The following is a 19979-nucleotide window of genomic DNA, read 5'->3' as shown; positions in this document are numbered from 1 at the left end:
GCGGCGCTCAGGCGGCCGGCCTCGCGGGCGGCTCGCCGCGGGTCGGCGTCGACGCCGCCTCGGGCCGCTCGGTGTGCCTGAGCGAGCCGTAGCTGTGCGCATAGACCCAGGTGAACTCGGCGCCCAGCAGGAAGATCTGCGCCGAGTAGTAGACCCACACCAGCACCACCACCAGCGAGCCCGCCGCGCCGTAGCCCGAGGCGACGCTGCTCTTGCCGATGTAGAGGCCGATCAGGTGCTTGCCGATCGCGAACAGCAGCGCCGTCACTGCGGCGCCGACCCAGACGTCGCGCCACTGCACCCGCACGCGCGGCATGATCTTGTAGATCATCGCGAAGCCCACGGTGACCATGCCGAAGCTGAAGACGAAGTTGACCGCCTGCGCCAGCATCGCCCAGCCGCCGAAGATCGGCGCCCACCACTTGCCGAGCGCCGCCAGCGCCGCGCTCGCCACCAGCGACACCATCAGCAGGAAGCCGATGCCCATGATCATGCTGAAGGACAGGAGGCGCACGCGCAGCACGTTGAAGAGGCTCTTGCCTTCGTCGCGCGCCGGGGCGCGCCAGATGCGGTCGAGCGCATCCTGCAGTTCACCGAACACCGTGGTCGCGCCGAGCAGCAGGAGGCCGATGCCGACGACCGTCGCGACGATGCCCTCCCGCGGCTTGTTGACGGCCTCGAGCATGCCCTGCACCGCCCGCGCGCCCTGCTCGCCCATCAGGCCCGACAGCTGCGTGATGATCTCGCCGCGCGCCGCTTCCTGGCCGAACACGAGGCCGGCCACCGAGATCACGATCAGCAGCAGCGGCGCCACCGAAAAGACCGTGTAGTAGGCCAGCGCCGCGCCCATGCTCGGCGCATAGTCGGCCTTCCAGGAAGACAGGGCCTGTTTGAAGAGATCGTAGAGTGCGCGTGCCTGCATGGCCCGAGTGTCGCAGCATGCACAGGCCGCGTGTGTCGGCAGAGTCCCCGCGCAGTCGCCGGTCACGCGGCGCCGCGATAATCGGCGGCAATGCAGACGGCTCCCACCCTCCCCACGGCAGCAGCGCCCGTCAGTCGCCCGCGACCCGAGTCCTTGCGCGACCTCTTCCTTTCGTTCACCTGGCTGGCCCTGCAGGGTTTCGGCGGCGTGCTGGCCGTCGTGCAGCGCGAGATCGTCGAGAAGAAGCGCTGGCTCACGCCCGATGAATTCCTCGAGGACTGGGCCGTGGCCCAGGTCCTGCCGGGGCCGAACGTGATCAACCTCGCGCTGATGATCGGCGACCGCCACTTCGGACTACGCGGTGCCGTCACCGCCGTGGCCGGCATGCTGACGCTGCCCCTGTGCGTGATCCTGGCGCTCGCCGTGCTCTACAGCCACTACGCCGACAACGCGCAGGTCGCGGGTGCCCTGCGCGGCATGGGCGCGGTGGCGGGCGGCCTGATTGCGGCCACCGGCGTCAAACTGGTGCCGGCCATGCGCCGGCACCCGCTCGGCTTCGGCGTGTGCCTGGCGCTGGTGGCCTTGGTGTTCGCGGCGGTTGCGATCGTGCGCATTCCGCTCGGCTGGATCCTGCTGGTGCTGGGCGGCGCGGCCTGCCTCTGGACCTGGCGAAGGATCGGCCCATGACGATCGTGATGCACTGGCAGGACTGGCTCGCGCTTTTCGCGCAGTACATGCTGCTGTCGCTGCTGTCGATCAGCGGCGCCATCACCACCGTGCCCGACATGAACCGCTACCTCGTCGGCCAGCACGGCTGGCTCACGGACGCCCAGTTCACGTCTTCGATCGCGATCGCGCAGGCCGCGCCCGGACCCAACGTGCTGTTCGTGGCGCTCCTGGGCTGGAACGTCGGGCTGAATGCCGCCGGCGGCATCGGCGCCGGCCCGCAGGCCTGGCTGCTGGGCCTGTTCGGGCTCGCGGTCACGATGATCGGCATCATGGTGCCCAGCACCACGCTGACCTACATCGCGACCCGCTGGGCCCATCGCAACCGCACCCGGCGCGGCGTGCGCGCCTTCAAGCAGGGCATGGCGCCGATCGTGGTCGGCCTGCTGGTCGCGACCGGCTGGGTGCTGGCCACGGGCAACCGCGCGGGCGGCGCGCCGGCCTGGCATCTGTGGCTGCTCACCGGCGTCGCGGCATTCATCGTGTGGCGCACCCGGCTCCATCTGCTCTGGCTGCTGGGCGCGGGCGCGCTGCTCGGCGCCATCGGCTTTGTCTGATCTTTCGAGAGGAACCCCATCACCATGCAGCTTCGCCCCCTCGGCCGTTCCGGCCTGCAAGTCTCGCCCCTCGCCTTCGGCGGCAACGTCTTCGGATGGACCGTCGACGAGGCTCTCTCCTTCCGGCTGCTGGATGCCTGGCTCGATGCCGGCTTCAACTTCGTCGATACCGCCAACGTCTACTCGGCCTGGGTGCCCGGCCATGTCGGCGGCGAATCGGAAACCATCATCGGCAAATGGCTTCGGCAGACCGGCAAGCGCAACCGCGTGGTGCTCGCGACCAAGGTCGGCATGGCGATGGGCGACGGCCGCAAGGGACTCTCGCCGGCCTACATCCGCGAGGAGGTCGAGGCCTCGCTGCGGCGGCTGAAGACCGACCACATCGATCTCTACCAGTCGCACGCCGACGATGCCGACACGCCGCTCGAAGACACGCTCGGCGCCTATGCCGAGCTGATCAAGGCCGGCAAGGTGCGCGCGATCGGCGCGTCCAACTACACGGCGCCGCGCCTGGCCGAGGCGCTCGACCTGGCCGAGCGCACCGGCCTGCCGCGCTACGAGAGCCTGCAGCCGCTCTACAACCTCTACGACCGCGCGGTGTTCGAGGATGCGCTGGGGCCGCTGTGCCTGGAGCGCGGTGTCGGCGTCATCAACTTCTACGCGCTGGCCGCGGGCTTCCTGACCGGCAAGTACCGCACCGAGGCCGATGCCGCAAAGAGCGCGCGCGGCGCCAACACGACGAAGAAGTACCTCAACGAGCGCGGCCTGCGCATCCTCGGCGCGCTCGATGCCGCCGCCAACGCGCGCGGCGCGACGCCGGGCCAGGTCGCGCTGGCATGGCAGATCGCCCGGCCGGGCATCACGGCGCCGATCGCGAGTGCTTCTTCGGTGAAGCAACTCGACGAGCTGACGGCGGCCACGCGCCTGCAGCTCGATGCCGACACCATCGCGGCGCTCGACAAGGCGAGCGCCGAGACGACAAAGACCTGAGCCGTGCCGGGGCTCGACCCTCTCGCCGCACCTGCTCTCGCGTATTTCGCCGACCTGACGGTCGAGGTCGGCACGCCGCAGGTGTTGAGCCAAAGCGCGCGCGGCCTGCGCCGGCTCGTCCCCATCACGGGCGGCCAGGCGCACGGGAACGGATGGCGCGCCCGCGTGCTGCCGGGCGGCACTGACTTCCAGCTGATCGCATCCGACACGCTGTCGGAACTCGACGCGCGCTATGGCCTCGAGACCGATGCCGGCGATCTGATCTATGTCCACAACCGCGCCGTGCGCGCGGCACCCCCCGAGGTCATGGCGGCGCTGCTGCGCGGGAAACCGGTGGACCCGGCACAGATCTACTTCCGGTGCAGCCCGAGCTTCGAGACGGCGTCGCCCTCGCTGCGCTGGATCGGGGAGCGCATGTTCGTCGGCGCGGGCGTGCGGCGTCCCGCGCAGGTCGTGATGCGCTTCTTCACCTTGCTGTAGGTAGCACTTCTCCGGCGGCGGCATTCGGCTGCCGGTACGATCCGACCCAAGCATGTCCGCGCCGCGACCGTCGGGCATCGAAAAACATGGTTGGAGGAACGATGGACGAAGACGACGAGGTCAAGCGGATCGAGCACGAAGGCTGGGAAATCCGCATCTGCCTCACGGCACAGCCCAGCGAGGGCCAGCTCGCCGGCCATGCCGACCTGTGGCGCGACGGCGTCCACAGCTGCCGCATCGCCTTGTCCGGCCACTTCCCGGATGTCGCGAGCGCCTGCGATGCGCTGGAGCGCAAGGCCCGGGACTGGATCGGCGACTGGGCCGCGCGCGACCATACCGGCGACACTGGATTCGCCAATCTCTAGGTTGTCCTCGAATCCGTCCGGGCCGCGTGCGGCGGCACGCGGAACATGGTGCGGCGCGTGTTCATGAAATGCGGTCGCGCGATGTCGCTCCATGCGGTCGCGCGCACCGCGAGCCAGGCCGGCGAGCCCAAGGTCTCCTCCGACACGAGGTCATAGCAAGCCAGCGACAACGGCCCATGACCCTGGTTGAGGAAGCGCCGTGCACGGACGCAGCCCGGCACGGCCGCCAGGCCCGGCATGTGCTCGGTGTCGTACCAGCGCGTGAGCTCAGGCATCCAGCCGGCCTCGGGGTCCATCTCGACGACGTAGTGAAAGGCGGCCGGCTCGGCCACCGACGCGCCGGCCACGTCGAACACCGGTTCGAGCCGCGAAGCCAGCACCTCGCCGGCCCAATCGCAGCGCTGGGCAAAGGCCTCGGCCAACGCCGGAAGATCGCCGGTCGCGACCTCCTGCATCGGCTGCAGATAAACATACGCCATTGCCGATGCCGAAGCGCATGCAACACGCTCCAGCCGCAGCGGCGCGGCATCGCAGAAGGCGCGGCAGTCGGCATCCATGCGCGCCTCGGCGTCGCGCGCCGTGCGGATGCGCAGCAGGACCCGCGCGGCATTCGTCGGCATGCTCAATGCCCGATGTGCAGCGCCACCAGGAAGCGCGACACCATGTTGTAGGCCGCGACAGTGGCCGTCAGGTCGACCAGCGCCTGTGCATCGAAAGCGGTACGCACGCGCTCGAACAGCGCATCGGGCACCTCGATGTCGCGCGTCATCGCATCGGTGAGTTCCAGCGCCAGCCGCTCGTTGCACGACAGCGCGATCGCGTCCGGCAGCGGCTGCATCCGCAGGTCATCGATAGTGGCCTGCGGCACGCCGGCCGCCAGCGCGTGCGGCACATGCGCATCGAATTCGTAGTCGGCCCGATTGAGCACGGCCACGCGCAGGATGACCAGCTCGCGCAGATGCGCGGGCAGGCTGTTGCGGTTGCGCACCGCCGACAGCATCTGCTCCCAGCCGTGCGCCACCGGCGGGCTGTTCAGCAACACCTGGTAGAGCGGCGAGATGCGGCCGCGCTCGGCCATGATCCGCGCTTCCTGCGCGGCGAGTTCGGGCCGGCTGCCGGGGGTGATGGGTGCGATGCGCATTCAATCCGCCTTGATGTTCTTGGCACGCACGACGGCGGACCACTTGGCCGAATCCTTGGCGAGCAGCGCGGCCAGTTCCGCCGGCGACGAGGGCGCGGGCTCGGCGCCGGACTCCGACAGCCGCTTCATCACCGACGGCGTCTCGAGCGTTCGGCGCAGCGCCTGGTTCATGCGCGCGATCGCGGCCGCCGGTGTGCCCTTGGCGGCGAACAGCGCATACCAATTGTCCGAATCGACGCCATGGATGCCCATCTCCTCGAAGGTCTTCACGTCCGGCAACAGCGGATGGCGCTTGCCGGCGGCCAGGCCGATGGGCTTGAGCTTGCCGCCGCGGATCAGGCCGATGAGGCCCGGGATGTCGCCGAAGAAGCCGTCCACGTGGCCCGCGATCACGTCGGCGATGGCCGGCGCGGCGCCCTTGTACGGCACGTGCAGGAGCGGCGTGCCGGTGGCATCCGACAGCAGCTCCATCGCCAGATGCGGCACGCTGCCGGTTCCGGACGAAGCCAGCGTCAACGGCTGCTTGCTGCGCTTCGCCGCGGCCACGAACTCGGCGCCGGTCGCGTAAGGCGCATCGGCGCCCACCACCAGCACCTCGACATTGCGCACCACCAGCGAGACCGGCGTGAGATCCTTTGCCGGGTCGTAGGCCAGCTTGTCGTAGAGCGAGGGATTGATCGCCACCGCGCCCACGCTGGTGAGCCAGAGCGTCTCGGCATCGGGCGCGGCGCGCGAGACGTACTCGGCCGCGATCGCGCCGTTGGCGCCGGCCTTGTTCTCGACGATCACCTGCTGGCCGAGCGCCTTGCCGAGCTGCTCGCTCAATGCGCGCGCCACGAAGTCGACCGGGCCGCCGGGCGGAAACGCGACCACGATGCGCGTGATCTTTTCCTGCGCGAACGCCGACTGCATGCAGGCCGCGGCGGCGAGCGCGAGGGCCAGATGGCCCAGCGAAATCCGGCGCAGCAGGCGCCCCAGGTGGTTCATGAAAGTCTCCTTGTTGTTGTCTGGTTCGGCGTTCAGTCGCAGCGCACCGACATTCCGCCATCGACCACGATCTCGGTGCCGGTCACGAAGCGCGCCTCGTCGGACGCGAGGAACAGCGCCGCCGCCGCGCTGTCGCGGCCATCGCCCATGAAAGGCAGCGGGATGCGCGCCTGCCGCTGCGCCAGCAATGCCTCGACGTCGCCGCCGGCGCGCTGGCCGGCCAGGCGCGACTCGACCATCGGCGTGTGCAGCTGACCCGGTACCACGGTGTTGACGCGAATGCCCTGCCCTGCGTACTGCACCGCCAGCACGCGCGAGAACTGGATCACCGCGGCCTTGGTCGACGCATAGGCGATCTGTGCCGCGCCGGTCCAGCGCAGGCCGGAAGTCGATGCCAGATTGACGATCGCGCCGCCGCCCTGTTCGACCATGTGCGGCAGCACGTGCTTGCAGCTGAGGAACACGCTCTTGAGGTTGTGGTCGACCTGCGCGTCCCACACCGCCTCGGACATCTCCACCGGGCCGCCGCGGGCCGAGCCGCCGACGTTGTTGACCAGCACGTCGATGCGGCCGAAGCGTGCGATGCAGGCCTGGACCACGGCGGCGACGGATTCGCTGTTCGTCACGTCGCACGTCGCAGTGGCCAGCACGCCGCCGGCCTCGGCCACGCGCGCCACGGTCTCGGCGAGGCGATCGCTGTCGCGGTCCACGCCGAAGACCTGCGCGCCCTCTTGCGCGAAGCGCACCGCGATCGCACGGCCATTGCCCCAGCCGGGCCCGACCGAGCCGGCGCCGGTGACGAGCGCGACCTTGCCGTCGAGCCGGCACGCGGAGGGCTGAAACAGCGCCGCACTCATTGGTCGAAGCGGTAGAAGTCTTGCGGATTGCGCACCAGCAATTGCTCGCGCAGCGCGGCATCGGGCGCGATGTCGGCCAGCCGATCGACCAGCACGCCATCGTCCGGCACGTGATGATGGTTCGGATGCGGCCAGTCGGTGCCCCAGAAACAGCGCTCGGGAAAATCGCGCACCAGGATGCGCGCCAGCGCCACGCCGTCGGCGTAGCTGCGCTCGCCGGAGATGCGGTCCACGCCGCTGACCTTGACGCGGAACAGCGGGTTCTTCATCAGCGCATGCAGGGCCGCGAAGTCGGCATGGTCCGGGCCGAGCGATGCGTCGACGCGCGCCATGTGGTCGATCACCACCGGCACCGCGCTGCGCGCGAGCGGCGCGGCCAGCGCGTGGATCAGGACGCCGTCGAAGTGCACCTGAAGGTGCATGCCGAGCGGCTCGAGCCGCCGCGTGAAGGCGACGACATCCTCCACGCCCGACGCGCCACCGCCGCGCGACATGAAATGGAAGCGCACGCCGCGAAAGCCCTCGGCCGCGAGCCGCGCCAGTTCCGCATCGTCGATGCCGAGCGGAACCAGTGCGACGCCCAGGTAGCGGCCGCCGCCGGCCGCGATCGCATCTTCCACCACGCGGTTGTCGAAGCCATGGACCAGCGACTGCACGATCACGCAACGCGCGATGCCGAGCTGGCGATGCAGCGCGAACAGCGTCTCCTTGGGTGCATCGGCCGGCGTGCTGCCGCGCTCGGGTGCGAACGGAAAACGCGCGGCCGGCCCGAACACATGGACATGCGCATCGCAGGCGTCGGGCGGCAGGCGCAGCGAGGGCGTCGAGGGATGGCGGTTGTAAGTCAGCGTGGTCTGCATGCGATGGCGCGTGTCATGGCGCAGGTGAGGGGCTGGCTTCATTGTGCGGTGGCGAAGCGCGCCGTCACCTTGCTTTTCACCAATATCAGCTATCCGTAAGATGCATGACCCATGGACCTCGCCCGCCTGCACTATTTCGCCGCCGTCGCCGCGGCCGGCAGTTTCAGCCGCGGCGCAGCGGCGCTCCACATGTCACAGCCGGCGCTGAGCCGGCAGGTGCTGCTGCTCGAGCAGGAAGTTGGCCAGGCGCTGCTGGTGCGCACCGGCCGCGGCGCCGAGCCGACCGACGCCGGGCACGCCCTGCTCGCGCATGCGCGCGGCATCTTCGAGCTGGCCGAGCGCGCCCGCGCCGACATGCGCGAGCGCCAGGCGAGTCCGCGCGGTCGCATCACCATCGGCCTGCCGCCGCGCGTGGCCCACGTGCTGACCGCCGACCTGATCGAGCGCTTTCGCGCAGCCTATCCCGATGCCGTGATCAGCGTGGTCGAAGCCCTCAGCATCCGGCTGCGCGAATGGCTGGTGGCCGGCAAGCTGGACATGGCGATGCTGTTCGATCCGCCGCACTCGCCGCAGGTGCAGGAGGAAACGCTGGCACGCGAGCCGCTGGTGCTGATCGGCCCCAAGGCGCTGCCGCGCCGCATGCGATTGGCCGACGTCGCGGCGCTGCCGCTGGTGATGCCCAGCGGCCCGAACGCACTGCGGCAGCTGCTCGAGACCTACACGCGGCCGCGCGGCCTGCCGTTGTCGATCGTGGCCGAGGTCGACTCCGTGCAGACCGTGCTGTCGCTGGTGGCGCGCGGCGTCTCGCACACGGTGCTGCCGAACAGCGCGTTGCGGCTGTGGACCTACGACCAGCCGCTGCACGCGGCCGCGATCTACGCGCCGGCCATCCGCAACCGGCTGGTGCTGGCGGTGCCGAAAGCCAGGCCGGCGACGCGGCCCGGCCGGCTGGCGGTGCAGCTGCTGCGCGCGCTGGCGCTCGAACACTACGGCAGCTGAGGCCGCGCCGCCCGGGTGCTCAGACCGTGCGTTGGCGCATGGCCTCGTACAGGCACACGCCGCTCGCCACCGAGACATTGAGGCTCTCGACCGCGCCCGCCATCGGAATGCTGATCAGCGCATCGCAGGTCTTGCGCGTGAGCTGCCGCATGCCTTCGCCCTCGGCGCCCAGCACCAGCGCGAGGGGCCGCTTCAGGTCGCACTGGTAGAGCGTGCCGGGTGCGTCGTCGCTGGTGCCCACGCACCAGATGCTGCGTTCCTTGAGTTCGCCCAGCGTGCGCGCGAGATTGGTCACCATGAAGTAAGGCACCGTCTCGGCCGCGCCGCTCGCAACCTTGGCGACCGTGGCGTTGATGCCGGCCGCATGGTCCTTGGGTGCGATCACCGCATGGGCGCCGGCGCCGTCGGCCACGCGCAGGCAGGCGCCGAGGTTGTGCGGATCGGTGACGCCGTCGAGCACCAGCAGCAGCGGCATCGTGCCGGCGGCTTCGAGGCCTTCGAGCAATTCGTCGAGCGAATGGGTCTGCGCAACCGGCTCGACGCGCGCGGCAACGCCCTGGTGCCCATGGCTGCCGCTGAGCTTGGACAGCCGCAGCCCGTCGGCCTCGACCAGCCGCACGCCGGCTTCCTGCGCCCGCGCGACGAACTGCCGCATGCGCGCATCGCGCCGGCTGGCATCGAACAGCACCTCGATCACCGATTTCGGCGCGGTCTTGATGCGCACGCCCACGGCATGAAAGCCGAAGATCACTTTGGGAGAAGACATGCCTGGATTATCGAGCGGCAGCCTGGACGGCCCCGGCGTGTTCGTCCAGGCTCACATGGCCTGCATCGATCGTGATGCGGCGCTCGCAGCGGCTGGCAATCCCGCGGTCGTGCGTCACGAGCACGAGCGTGGTGCCGAGTTCGCGGTTCAGGTCGAACATCAGCTTCATCACCTGCTCGCCGGTGGCGAAGTCGAGGCTGCCGGTGGGCTCGTCGGCAAGCAGCAGCGCCGGCTGCACGACAAAGGCGCGGGCCAGCGCCACGCGCTGCTGCTCGCCGCCCGAGAGCACCTTGGGGTAGTGGCCCAGGCGCTGGCCGAGGCCGACGCGGCCGAGCATCTCGGTCGCGGCCTTGCGCGCGTCCTTGCGGTCGGCCAGCTCGAGCGGCAGCATCACGTTCTCGAGCGCGCTCAGGTTGCCGAGCAGCTGGAAGCTCTGGAACACGAAGCCGACCTTGCGCGCGCGCAGCGCGGCACGCTCGTCCTCGTCGATCGCGAACAGGTCTTCGCCCGCGAGTTTCACCGTGCCGCGCGTGGGCGTGTCGAGCCCGGCGACGATCGACAGCAGCGTGCTCTTGCCCGAGCCGGAGGCGCCGACGATGGCGCAAGTCTCCCGCGTGCCGAGGGTGAAATCGATGTCCTGCAGAATGTCCAGCGTGCCGGCAGAGTCGGTGACCGACTTGAAAACGTGCTCGACGGCAACAATTGCTTCGGATCGGCCATCGGGTCGGAGTGAGGACATTGAAAGGTTTCGCTTGGTGAATCGACGCCACTTTATCTTGACCGCCGCGCTGGGCGGCATTGCGGGGTCTTGGGTCGATGCCTCGGCCCTGGCTGCGAGCGCGTCCGGCAAGGCGTCCGTGATCCTGGTGCTCGGCGATTCGCTGTCGGCCGAATACGGCCTCAAGCGCGGCGAAGGCTGGGTGCCGCTGCTGCAAAAGCGCCTGGTGGAGCAGAAGATCGCGGCCACCGTGATCAACGCCAGCATCAGCGGCGATACCACCTCCGGCGGGCGCGCGCGGCTGGCCAGCCTGCTTGCGCAGCACAAGCCCACGCAACTGGTGCTCGAACTCGGCGCCAACGATGCATTGCGCGGCCTGCCGCTCGCCAGCACGCAGGACAACCTGTTGCAGATCACGAAGACGGCCCAGGCCGCGGGCGCGCAGGTGCTGATCGTCGGCATCCAGGTGCCGCCCAACTACGGCAGCGACTACACGCGCCGCTTCGGTGCGATCTTCGCGGACGTGGCCGCCGCCACCAAGGCCGCGCTGGTGCCCTTCCTGCTCGCGGGCGTGGCGGATGCGCCCGATGCCGCGACGCTGTTCCAGGCCGACCGCATCCATCCGATCGCCGCCGCGCAGCCGCGCCTGCTGGACAACGTCTGGCCGGCGCTGCGCAAGCTGCTGCCCCGATAGCGGGGTCGCAGGCGCCACGAAAAAGCCGCCGCAGGCCATGGCCTGGGCGGCTTTGTTCGGGCTGTCTGTTGCGGCCGGTGCCGCGGATGGCGGCTCAACCGTTCTTGGTCGGCTCCGTCGGCACGGTCGGCGGGTCGCGCTCCAGCGAGGCCACGTCGGTTTCCGGGTCGCCCGGCGCCAGCCCATCGGTGCTCGGCCCCAGCTTGCGGTTGGCCTTTTCCCTCAGCTTCTCTTCCTTTTTCTTTTTCTTCGCAAGCTCTTTCTGGCGCTTCTCGTAGCCGTAATTTGGTGTTGCCACTGCATCTCCTTGGGGGCGCGGCAGTCCGGGTGACTGCACTGATGCGACTGTACGCGATAACCGGCGCGGTTCAGAGGGCCGCGAGGGCCTGTTCCAGGTCGGCGCGCAGGTCCTCGACGTCCTCCAGGCCGACCGAAAAGCGCACGAGCGTGCCCTTGTGCGGCCAGCGGGCGACCGTCGCATCACGCATCAATCCGATGTCGTAAGGCACGACCAGGCTGATCGGGCCGCCCCACGAATAACCGAGGCGGAACAGCTCGAGGCTGTCGCAGAAACGGTCGACCTGTTCGCTGCTGAAACTGGCGTCGAAGACGACCGAGAACAGCCCGGCCGCCAGATCGGCCGCGCCGCACAGGCGCAGCCAGTGCGCATGTCCCGGCGAACCATCGAGCGCGGGATGCAACACCTGCGCGATCTCCTCGCGGCCTTCGAGCCAGCGCGCCAGCTCGCGCGCGCTGCGGTCGTGCGTCTGGTAGCGCAGCGCCATGCTGGGCAGCGAGCGCAGCAGCATCTCGACATCGCCGACGCCGATGCCGAAGCCCATGCGCATGTGCGTGAGCTTCAGGGCCCGGTGCAGGCGCTCGTCGCGCGTGACGACGCTGCCCATCAACACGTCGCCGCCGCCGCTCGGGTACTTGGTGAGCGCATGCACCGAGACGTCGACGCCCTGCCCGCTGCCATTGAAATCGAAGGGCGCGAAGGCCAGCCCGGCACCCCAGGTGTTGTCGAGCGCGGTGATCACGCCGCGCGCACGGCACACGCCCACGAGCGCGGGCAGGTCCGGGAATTCCATCGTGACCGAGCCAGCCGCCTCCATCCAGACCAGGCGGGTGCGGTCCGACAGCTTGGCGGCGAGATCGGACGGGTCCATCGCATCGTAGAGCCTGTGGCTGATGCCGAAATTGGCCAGCTCGCCCGTGGCCAGCGCCTTGTTCGGGCCGTAGGCGTTGTCGGGGATCAGCACCTCGTCGCCGGTCTTGAGCAGCGCGAACGCGACCAGCGTGATCGCCGCCAGCCCGCTCGGCACCAGCAGGCACTCGGTGCCGCCTTCCAGCGTCGCGAGCCGCTCTTCCAGCGTGAAGGTGGTCGGCGTGCCATGCAGGCCGTAGGTGTAGCCGGCCTTGGTCTTCCAGTCGCGCGCACGCATCGCGGCGACGTCGGCGAAGAAGACCGTCGAGGCCTTGAACACGCCAGGCTGCGGCGCCGCGAAATTCGCCGGCGGACGGTAGGGATGATGGATGAGGTCGGTGTTGGGCTTGCGCATCCCGCGATGCTAGTCGACCGTCAGACCGACCACTTCTCCAGCAGCTTCTCGGCGCCCATCGCGTCATAGCCCTCGAAGGGTTGATGGATCCAGGGATTGGTCGGCAGGAACTCGACCGAGTAGTCCGGCGTGAAGGTCGACAGCGCCTTGGTCCACAGGACGGCGCTGCGCATCTCGGTGATCGGGCGGTAGTTGCTGCGCAGCATCTCGACCACCGCGTGCAGCGTGTGGCCCGAATCGGCGAGGTCGTCGACCAGCAGCACCTTGCCCGCGATCTCGCCCTTGGGCGTGGTGATGTAGCGCGCGATGTCGAGATGGCCCTGGATCGTGCCCGCATCGGCCCGGTAGGAACTGGTCGACATGATCGCCAGCGGCTTGTCGAAGATGCGCGACAGCACGTCGCCCGGCCGCATGCCGCCGCGCGCCAGGCACAGGATGGTGTCGAACTGCCAGCCCGATTGGTGCACCTTGATCGCGAGCTTCTCGATCAGGTTGTGGTACTCGTCGTAGCTCACGTAGAGGTGCTTGCCGTCTTCGGTCAACATGCGAATGTCTCCTGCTGGTGTTGTTCTGTTCAGTCCGCGAGGTACGGATGGCGCATCATGATGGTGTGATCGCGATCGGGGCTGGTCGACACCATGTGGATCGGCACGCCCGTGACCTGCTCGATGCGCTGCAGGTACAGGCGCGCGTTGATCGGCAGCTTGTCGTACTGCGTGACGCCGACGGTGCTCTCGCTCCATCCCTCGAGCTTTTCGTAGACCGGCGTGCAGCGCTCGATCTCGTCGGCGCCCATCGGCAGGATGTCGGTGTATTCGCCGTCGAGCTCGTAGCCGGTGCACAGCTGCAGTTCTTCCAGTCCGTCGAGCACGTCCAGCTTGGTGATGCAGAGGCCGCTCAGGCCGTTGACCTGCGCGGAGCGCTTGAGCAGCGCGGCGTCGAACCAGCCGCAGCGGCGGCTGCGACCGGTGGTCACGCCCTTTTCGGCGCCGACGGTGCTCAGGTGATAGCCCACGGTGCCGGGCGTGGCCCAATCGAGCTCGGTCGGGAACGGACCGCCGCCCACGCGCGTGCAGTAGGCCTTGGTGATGCCGAGGATGTAGTGCAGCATGCCCGGACCGACGCCCGATCCGGCGGCCGCATTGCCGGCCACGCAGTTGCTGGAAGTCACGTAGGGATAGGTGCCATGGTCGACGTCGAGCAGCGTGCCCTGCGCGCCTTCGAACAGCAGGTTGGCGCCCGCGCGGTGCGCATCGTTGAGCTCGCGCGAGACGTCGGCCATCATCGGCCGCAGCAGTTCGGCATGAACCATGGCCTCGTCGTAGACGGTGTCGAAGTCGATCGCCGGCGCGCTCAGCACCTGGGTGAGCACGTGGTTGTGGAGTTCGAGCAGCACGCGCAGCTTGGCGGCGAAGCGCTCGGGATGCTTCAGGTCCTGCACGCGCAGCGCGCGGCGCGCGATCTTGTCCTCGTAGGCCGGGCCGATGCCGCGGCCGGTGGTGCCGATCTTCTCGACGCCGCCCTTTTCGCGGTAGGCCTCGCGCGCGATGTCGAGCGCGGCATGGAAAGGCAGGATCAGCGGGCAGGCCTCGCTGATGCGCAGGCGCGAGCGCACTTCGACGCCGGCCTTCTCGAGTCCTTCGATCTCCTCGAACAGCTTGGCCGCCGAGAGCACCACGCCGTTGCCGATGTAGCACTTGACGCCGGGCCGCATGATGCCGCTCGGGATCAGGTGCAGCGCGGTCTTGACGCCGTTGATGACCAGCGTGTGGCCCGCGTTGTGGCCGCCCTGGAAGCGCACCACGCCCTGCGCGCTTTCGGTGAGCCAGTCGACCAGTTTGCCCTTGCCCTCGTCGCCCCACTGGGTGCCGACGACGACCACGTTTCTTCCGGTGGTAACGCTCATGATTTCACTCTTCACTTTTCGGTGCGCTTGCGCGCGTCTATCTCGGAAACACCGCGGATCCGGCTTTGCCGGTCCGCAGGTGTTGCCCCCTGCAAGGGGGTTGGCGTAGCGACACGAAGTGCGCGAAGCCTGGGGATGTGCTTCATGCTAAATGGCTTGCACGCGCCATTGGCCGTTGCTCTCGACCAGCTCGCGGTCGCAATGGAATTCGTCGATTTCGCTGTCGTGGCCGGGCAGCACGCACACCACGGTTTCGCCCTGGCTGCGCAGAGCGGAAATGGTCTGGGCCAGCCCGGCGGCGTCGCTCCACGGCGCGCGGATGGCGGCGCGCAGCGGCTGCGCGGGCAGCACGCCGACCAGCTCGCGCACGTCGAGGCTGAAGCCGACGGCCGGCCGGTTGCGGCCGAACACGGCGCCGACTTCGTCGTAGCGCCCGCCGCGCACCAGCGCGTCGCTGGCACCGTCGGCGTAGATGCCGAAGCGCATGCCGCTGTAGTACGCATAGCCGCGCAGGTCGGCCAGGTCGAAACTGACGCGGGCGCCCTCCAGGCGCGCGGCGAGGCGCTTCAGGTCCGCGAGCGCCTCGCCGATGGCGGCCGTGGCGGGGAGGGCCCTGCCCGCCTCGTCGAGCACCGCGGCGTCGCCGTACAGCTGCACCAGCGCAAGCAGCCCCTCGCGAGAAGGCGCGGAGAAATCGGCGGTGAATTCGCGCAGCGCACTGGCATCCTTGGCGGCGAGCGCAGCGTGCACGCGGGCGATCGCGGCCGCGTCGGCCGGCACATCCGCGAGCAGCGCGCGCACGATGCGGGCATGGGCCAGATCGACGATGACGGTGGCCGACCCACTGCCGCCCACGCCGGCCGCGCGCAGGCAATCGAGCGCGAGCCGCAGGGTTTCGGTATCGGCCTCGAGCCCGGCATGACCATAGATCTCGGCGCCGAACTGAAGCGGCTCACGGGTCGCGTGCGGGCGGTCGGGCCGCGTGTGCACGACCGGGCCGCAATAGCAAAGCCGGGTGACGCCGCGGCGATTGAGCAGGTGCGCATCGATGCGCGCGACCTGGGGCGTGGTGTCGGCGCGCAATCCGAGGCTGCGCCCGGAGAGCTGGTCGACCAGCTTGAAGGTCTGCAGGTCCAGCGCCTCGCCGGTGCCGGACAGAAGGGATTCCAGGTGCTCCAGCAGCGGCGGCATCACCAGCTCGTAGCCGTAGCCACGGGCGGTGTCGAGCAGCTGGCGTCGAAGTTCTTCGATGTGGCGCGCCTCGGAAGGCAGCACATCGGCAATGTGATCCGGGAGGACCCAGGCGGACATGGGAGTCGGGGGCGTGGTCAAACCGGGATTCTACCGGGCCGCGTCACCCCGAAATCCAGAGCAGCAACAGGCCAAGGACAATGCTGCAGAGACCGAAGAAGCGCAACTGCCCGTCCCGCAGCTGCAGCAACTGGCTGAAGGCGCGCCGCCAGCGGCCCGGCGAGACCAGCGGCAACAGGCCCTCGATCACCAGCACGAGCGCGATGGCGCTCCAGAAAGTATCGCTGCTCACACCCGACCGTCGTCAGCGGCGCGGCGGCGCGGCCGTGGTGCTTGGCGCCGTCGTCGATCCCGAACTGCGCATGGCGCGGAAGAAATCCGACGAAGGATCCAGCACCATGACGTCGCTCTTCTTGTTGAAGCTCTGCTTGTAGGCATCGAGGCTGCGGTAGAACAGCGCGAACTGTGGATCGCGGCCGAAGGCGTCGGCGTAGGTCGAAGCAGCCTTGGCATCGCCCTCGCCCTTGATCTTCTGCGCGTCGCGGTAGGCGTTGGCGACGATCACCTCGCGCTGGCGGTCGGCGTCGGCGCGGATCTTCTCGCCCTCGGCGACGCCGGTCGAACGCAGTTCGTTGGCCACGCGCTTGCGCTCGGCCTCCATGCGGCGGTAGACCGATTCGGTGATCGCTTCGACGTAGTCGACGCGCGTGATGCGCACATCGATGACGTCCACGCCCCAGGGCTTGGCACCCTTCACGACCGACAGCACCTCGCGCTGCACGTCGGCCATCAGCTGCTCGCGGCGCACCGAGATCAGATCGCGCACGGTGCGCTTGTTGATGTTTTCCTGGAACGCGTTGCGCACCACGCGGTTGAGTTGCATCGCGCCCGCGTTCTCGTCGAGGCCGACGTTGCGGATGTATTCCGACGGATTGCTGATGCGCCAGCGCACGTACCAGTCGATCACCACGCGCTGCTTCTCCGCCGTGAGCATCGGTTCGGGATCGATGCTCGACAGCGTGAGCAGGCGCTTGTCGATGTACGACACGTTCTGGAACGGCGGCGGCAGCTTGAAGTTCAGGCCCGGCTCGGTGATCACTTCCTTGATCTGTCCGAGCGCATAGACCACGCCGAACTGGCGCTGGTCGACGACGAAGACCGTCGAGCTCAGCAGCACAAGCAGCACGAGGATCGACGTGGCGATGAATCCGATTCTGTTCATGAATGTGTTCCTCGGCGCATCAGCGGACATCGCGGTCGCGTGAGCGGCCGTCGCGTGCGCGCGCATCGCCCACGGAAGAAGGAGGTGCGACCGGAATGACCGACGACTGCGAAGGCGCCGTGCCGGCCACGTTGGGGCTGGCGGCATCGACCGGCGTGGCGGGCGCGTTCTGCGCGGCCTGCTGGATCAGCTTGTCGAGCGGCAGGTAGAGCAGGTTCGAGCCCTGCTTGGAATCGATCAGCACCTTGGTCGTGCTGGCGTAGATCTGCTGCATCGCATCGGTGTACATGCGATCGCGCGTGACTTGCGGCGCCTTCTGGTATTCCGCGAGCACGGAGCCGAAGCGCTGTGCGTCGCCCTGCGCCTGCGCAATGATCCGCGCCTTGTACGCCTCGGATTCTTCCTTGAGCCGCGATGCGGTGCCGGTGGCGCGCGGCACCACGTCGTTCGCATAGGCCTGGGCTTCGTTCTTGGTGCGCTCGCGCTCCTGGCCGGCCTTGAGCACGTCGTCGAAGGCAGCCTGCACCTGCTCGGGCGGCCGCACGCCGCCCTGCTGCAGGTTGATGCCGACGATCTCGACGCCGACCTTGTAGCGGTCGAGGATGGTCTGCATCAGCGTGCGCACGCGCGGCGCGATCTGGTCGCGCTCCTCGGCGAGGGCGGCATCCATCTTCATCTTGCCGACCACTTCGCGCACGGCCGTCTCGGCCACCTGCACCACCGTGTCGGCGGGGTTCTTGCTCTCGTACAGGTAGGCGCGCGCATCGCTCAGGCGGTATTGCACGGCGAACTTGATCTCGACGATGTTCTCGTCCTCGGTCAGCATGGCCGACTCGCGCAGGCCGGTCGAACGCACGATGGCGTCACGGCCCACGTCGGTGGAGCGGATCTGCGTCACGACCACGAGTTCATGGCGCTGGATCGGATAAGGCAGACGCCAGTTGAAGCCCGCGCCCACGGTCGCCTTGTAGCGACCGAACTGGGTGATGACGGCCTGCTGTCCTTCGTTGACGATGAAGAACCCGGTGCCCAGCCAGATCAGGATCGCCACCGCGATGACCAGGCCCACGCCGAAGCCCGCATTCTTCATGTCGGGCTTGAGACCGCCACCACCGCCGCCATTGCCGTTGCCGCCGTTCGGACGGTTGCCGCCGCCGCGCCCGCCGCCGAACAGGCCACCGAGCTTGCGGTTGAAGTCGCGCCACAGTTCATCGAGGTCCGGCGGTCCCTGGTTCGGACCCTGGCCACGCGGGCGGTTGTTGTTGTTGTTGTTGCCGGAAGGCGGAGGCGCGGGGGGCTCTCCGTCAGGCCGGTTGGCGGCAGGACGATCGCCGCCGGACGCGGAGTCGTCGCGCCCCCACCGCCCATCGTTCAGGTTGAACATGCCCTGGAACCGTCTCCACACTGGCTTTGCATTCATTCGTTCTGTTCTCTCGTCAGTGAGGTGATTGTGCCCAATCAGTGAGGGGCCTCGTGCAATTCGGGGTCTGGTTCTGGGGTCATGGCCGATTCGCCCGCAGGACGCGATCGCTGTGCGAGCTCGGCCCGGAGCGCCGGGACGCCCTCGCCGGTATGCGCGCTCACGAAGATCCGGGGCACCTGCATGCCATCGATGTCCATCTCGTCGCTCAGATGCAGGGGCTTGCGCGTACTTTCAAGTGCATCGAGCTTGTTGAATACCAGCAGCTGGGGCACGGTGTCGGCGCCGATCTCCCTGAGCACCGCCTGCACTTCGGCCATCTGTTCAGGATGGTGAGGGTTGGACACGTCCACCACGTGCAGCAGCAGGTCGGCATCGACCGCTTCCTGCAGCGTGGCCTTGAACGCATCCACCAGGCCGTGCGGCAGCTCGCGGATGAAGCCGACCGTGTCGGAGATCGAGACCTTGCGGCGCGCATCCCCCAGGTACAGGTGGCGCGTGGTGGTGTCGAGCGTCGCGAACAATTGGTCGGCCGCATAGGCGCGCGCCTTGACCAGTGCATTGAACAGGGAAGACTTGCCGGCATTGGTGTAGCCGACCAGCGAGATGTTGAAGGTATCGCGCCGTTCGCGCTGGCGGCGCTGCGTGCCGCGCTGGCGCTGCACCTTGACGAGCCGCTCGCGCGTGCGCTTGATGGACTCGCCGATCATGCGCCGGTCGAGTTCGATCTGCGTTTCGCCGGGCCCCCCGCGCGTGCCGATGCCGCCGCGCTGGCGCTCCAGGTGGGACCAGCGCCGCACGAGGCGCGTGCTGAGGTACTGCAGCCGCGCCAACTCGACCTGCAGCTTGCCTTCGTGCGAGCGCGCGCGCTGGGCGAAGATCTCGAGGATGAGGAAGGTGCGGTCGTACACCGCCACCCCGAGCTGGCGCTCGAGGTTGCGCTGCTGTGCCGGGCTCAGCGCCTGGTCGAAGATGACTTCGCTGGCGCGATGCAGTTCGGCCAGCTCGCGGATCTCGTCGGCCTTGCCGCTGCCGACGAACAGCGCGGCGTCGGGCGCACGGCGTTTGCACACGAGGCGGGCGACCGGCTCGAGGCCTGCCGTTTGCGCGAGCAGGCCGAGCTCTTCGAGCTCGCCGTCGAAATGGGGCAACCCGAAATCAACGCCGACGAGAACGACGGCGCCGCCTTTCCGGGGAATCAGTTCAGACAAACGGAATCAGGATGGAAAAAGCGCGGCGGACGAACCGCCGCGCTCCGTGCCGTTCACGCGGCTGCGTCGTCGCTCTCGGCAGCCGAGAAGTTGACGGCCCGCCCTGGCACGATGGTGGAGATGGCATGCTTGTAGACCATCTGTGTCACCGTATTGCGAAGCAACACGACATACTGGTCGAACGACTCGATCTGGCCTTGCAGCTTGATGCCGTTGACCAGATAGATCGAAACCGGCACGTGCTCGCGACGCAAGGTGTTCAGAAAGGGGTCTTGTAGAAGTTGCCCTTTATTGCTCACGATATTCTCCGTGTTCAAGAGTAGTTGTTGGACCGGTCACCTTAAC

25 protein-coding genes are annotated in these 19979 nt (G+C 68.5%); 7 read left to right on the top strand and 18 right to left on the bottom strand.

Going from position 1 to position 19979, the window contains the following annotated elements; translation table 11 throughout:
• Positions 1-7: 7 nt before the first annotated feature.
• The gene (locus tag WDLP6_RS10325; protein WP_162566917.1) at positions 8-922 is read right to left on the bottom strand and encodes a YihY/virulence factor BrkB family protein; all 915 of its coding nucleotides are present in this window, start codon (positions 920-922) and stop codon (positions 8-10) included.
• 90 nt (positions 923-1012) lie between these two features.
• Between WDLP6_RS10325 and WDLP6_RS10320 the strand changes: the two genes are divergently transcribed.
• From WDLP6_RS10320 to WDLP6_RS10300, 5 genes are all read left to right on the top strand, one after another.
• Positions 1013-1609, top strand: a complete 597-nt coding sequence (locus tag WDLP6_RS10320) for a chromate transporter (RefSeq protein WP_162592255.1) — start codon at positions 1013-1015, stop codon at positions 1607-1609.
• Complete coding sequence (locus WDLP6_RS10315; protein ID WP_162592254.1) at positions 1606-2205, top strand: chromate transporter; 600 nt, start codon at positions 1606-1608, stop codon at positions 2203-2205. The genes WDLP6_RS10320 and WDLP6_RS10315 overlap by 4 nt, the downstream gene beginning before the upstream one ends.
• Positions 2206-2229: 24 nt before the next feature.
• Positions 2230-3195 carry an aldo/keto reductase gene (locus WDLP6_RS10310; protein ID WP_162592253.1) on the top strand — a complete coding sequence of 322 codons (966 nt, stop codon included), beginning with the start codon at positions 2230-2232 and terminating at the stop codon, positions 3193-3195.
• Positions 3196-3198: 3 nt separating this feature from the next.
• Entirely contained in the window at positions 3199-3675 is a 477-nt protein-coding gene (locus tag WDLP6_RS10305; protein WP_162592252.1) for a DUF3237 domain-containing protein, read from the top strand.
• A gap of 101 nt (positions 3676-3776) precedes the next feature.
• Positions 3777-4040, top strand: a complete 264-nt coding sequence (locus WDLP6_RS10300) for a hypothetical protein (RefSeq protein ID WP_162592251.1) — start codon at positions 3777-3779, stop codon at positions 4038-4040.
• Here the strand turns inward: WDLP6_RS10300 and WDLP6_RS35035 are convergent.
• Genes WDLP6_RS35035 through WDLP6_RS10275 form a run of 5 tightly spaced genes read right to left on the bottom strand, consistent with a single transcriptional unit; the run spans position 4037 to position 7927 of the window.
• On the bottom strand, positions 4037-4660 hold the full coding sequence (locus WDLP6_RS35035) for a hypothetical protein (protein WP_232077020.1): 624 nt from the start codon (positions 4658-4660) through the stop codon (positions 4037-4039). The genes WDLP6_RS10300 and WDLP6_RS35035 overlap by 4 nt on opposite strands.
• Before the next feature lie 2 nt (positions 4661-4662).
• Complete coding sequence (locus tag WDLP6_RS10290; protein WP_162592250.1) at positions 4663-5181, bottom strand: carboxymuconolactone decarboxylase family protein; 519 nt, start codon at positions 5179-5181, stop codon at positions 4663-4665.
• Positions 5182-6168, bottom strand: a complete 987-nt coding sequence (locus WDLP6_RS10285) for a Bug family tripartite tricarboxylate transporter substrate binding protein (RefSeq protein WP_162592249.1) — start codon at positions 6166-6168, stop codon at positions 5182-5184. It lies immediately after the preceding gene.
• A gap of 32 nt (positions 6169-6200) precedes the next feature.
• On the bottom strand, positions 6201-7025 hold the full coding sequence (locus WDLP6_RS10280; protein ID WP_162592248.1) for an SDR family NAD(P)-dependent oxidoreductase: 825 nt from the start codon (positions 7023-7025) through the stop codon (positions 6201-6203).
• Entirely contained in the window at positions 7022-7927 is a 906-nt protein-coding gene (locus tag WDLP6_RS10275) for an amidohydrolase family protein (protein WP_232077019.1), read from the bottom strand. The genes WDLP6_RS10280 and WDLP6_RS10275 overlap by 4 nt, the downstream gene beginning before the upstream one ends.
• A 69-nt stretch (positions 7928-7996) precedes the next feature.
• On the opposite strand from WDLP6_RS10275, the gene WDLP6_RS10270 reads away from it, so the two are divergent.
• Complete coding sequence (locus WDLP6_RS10270; RefSeq protein WP_162592247.1) at positions 7997-8884, top strand: LysR family transcriptional regulator; 888 nt, start codon at positions 7997-7999, stop codon at positions 8882-8884.
• Between the two features lie 19 nt (positions 8885-8903).
• On the opposite strand, the gene rlmB is transcribed toward WDLP6_RS10270, so the two are convergent.
• The gene (gene rlmB, locus WDLP6_RS10265) at positions 8904-9650 is read right to left on the bottom strand and encodes a 23S rRNA (guanosine(2251)-2'-O)-methyltransferase RlmB (protein ID WP_162566907.1); all 747 of its coding nucleotides are present in this window, start codon (positions 9648-9650) and stop codon (positions 8904-8906) included.
• A gap of 7 nt (positions 9651-9657) precedes the next feature.
• Positions 9658-10389, bottom strand: coding sequence for an ABC transporter ATP-binding protein (locus tag WDLP6_RS10260; RefSeq protein WP_162592246.1), 732 nt, complete (start codon positions 10387-10389; stop codon positions 9658-9660).
• A 34-nt stretch (positions 10390-10423) separates the two neighbouring features.
• Between WDLP6_RS10260 and WDLP6_RS10255 the strand changes: the two genes are divergently transcribed.
• Positions 10424-11062 carry an arylesterase gene (locus WDLP6_RS10255; protein WP_174259931.1) on the top strand — a complete coding sequence of 213 codons (639 nt, stop codon included), beginning with the start codon at positions 10424-10426 and terminating at the stop codon, positions 11060-11062.
• 94 nt (positions 11063-11156) lie between these two features.
• Here WDLP6_RS10255 and WDLP6_RS10250 read toward each other — a convergent pair whose 3' ends face one another.
• The 10 genes from WDLP6_RS10250 to hfq form a co-directional block, all read right to left on the bottom strand.
• Entirely contained in the window at positions 11157-11360 is a 204-nt protein-coding gene (locus tag WDLP6_RS10250; RefSeq protein ID WP_162566905.1) for a hypothetical protein, read from the bottom strand.
• A gap of 70 nt (positions 11361-11430) precedes the next feature.
• On the bottom strand, positions 11431-12624 hold the full coding sequence (locus tag WDLP6_RS10245; protein WP_162592245.1) for a PLP-dependent transferase: 1194 nt from the start codon (positions 12622-12624) through the stop codon (positions 11431-11433).
• A gap of 20 nt (positions 12625-12644) precedes the next feature.
• Positions 12645-13169, bottom strand: a complete 525-nt coding sequence (locus WDLP6_RS10240; protein WP_162592244.1) for a phosphoribosyltransferase — start codon at positions 13167-13169, stop codon at positions 12645-12647.
• Positions 13170-13198: 29 nt separating this feature from the next.
• Positions 13199-14530: an adenylosuccinate synthase gene (locus WDLP6_RS10235; protein WP_162566902.1), complete on the bottom strand. Its 1332-nt coding sequence runs from the start codon at positions 14528-14530 to the stop codon at positions 13199-13201.
• Between the two features lie 147 nt (positions 14531-14677).
• Positions 14678-15841, bottom strand: a complete 1164-nt coding sequence (locus WDLP6_RS10230; RefSeq protein ID WP_162592243.1) for an ATP phosphoribosyltransferase regulatory subunit — start codon at positions 15839-15841, stop codon at positions 14678-14680.
• A 43-nt stretch (positions 15842-15884) separates the two neighbouring features.
• Entirely contained in the window at positions 15885-16073 is a 189-nt protein-coding gene (locus WDLP6_RS10225; RefSeq protein ID WP_162592242.1) for a DUF2065 domain-containing protein, read from the bottom strand.
• Between the two features lie 12 nt (positions 16074-16085).
• The gene (hflC, locus tag WDLP6_RS10220; RefSeq protein ID WP_162592241.1) at positions 16086-17003 is read right to left on the bottom strand and encodes a protease modulator HflC; all 918 of its coding nucleotides are present in this window, start codon (positions 17001-17003) and stop codon (positions 16086-16088) included.
• Positions 17004-17022: 19 nt separating this feature from the next.
• Entirely contained in the window at positions 17023-18387 is a 1365-nt protein-coding gene (gene hflK / locus WDLP6_RS10215; protein WP_162592240.1) for an FtsH protease activity modulator HflK, read from the bottom strand.
• Positions 18388-18461: 74 nt separating this feature from the next.
• Positions 18462-19634, bottom strand: a complete 1173-nt coding sequence (hflX, locus tag WDLP6_RS10210) for a GTPase HflX (protein ID WP_162592239.1) — start codon at positions 19632-19634, stop codon at positions 18462-18464.
• A gap of 53 nt (positions 19635-19687) precedes the next feature.
• A complete protein-coding gene (gene hfq / locus WDLP6_RS10205; protein ID WP_162566896.1) occupies positions 19688-19933 on the bottom strand; it encodes an RNA chaperone Hfq in 246 nt (81 codons plus the stop codon).
• Positions 19934-19979: the final 46 nt, after the last annotated feature.

The sequence above is a fragment of the Variovorax sp. PBL-E5 genome (assembly GCF_901827185.1).
Lineage (GTDB): Bacteria > Pseudomonadota > Gammaproteobacteria > Burkholderiales > Burkholderiaceae_C > Variovorax.
Note: the sequence above shows the minus strand (reverse complement) of the source record. Positions and strands in the feature narration are given on the sequence as shown.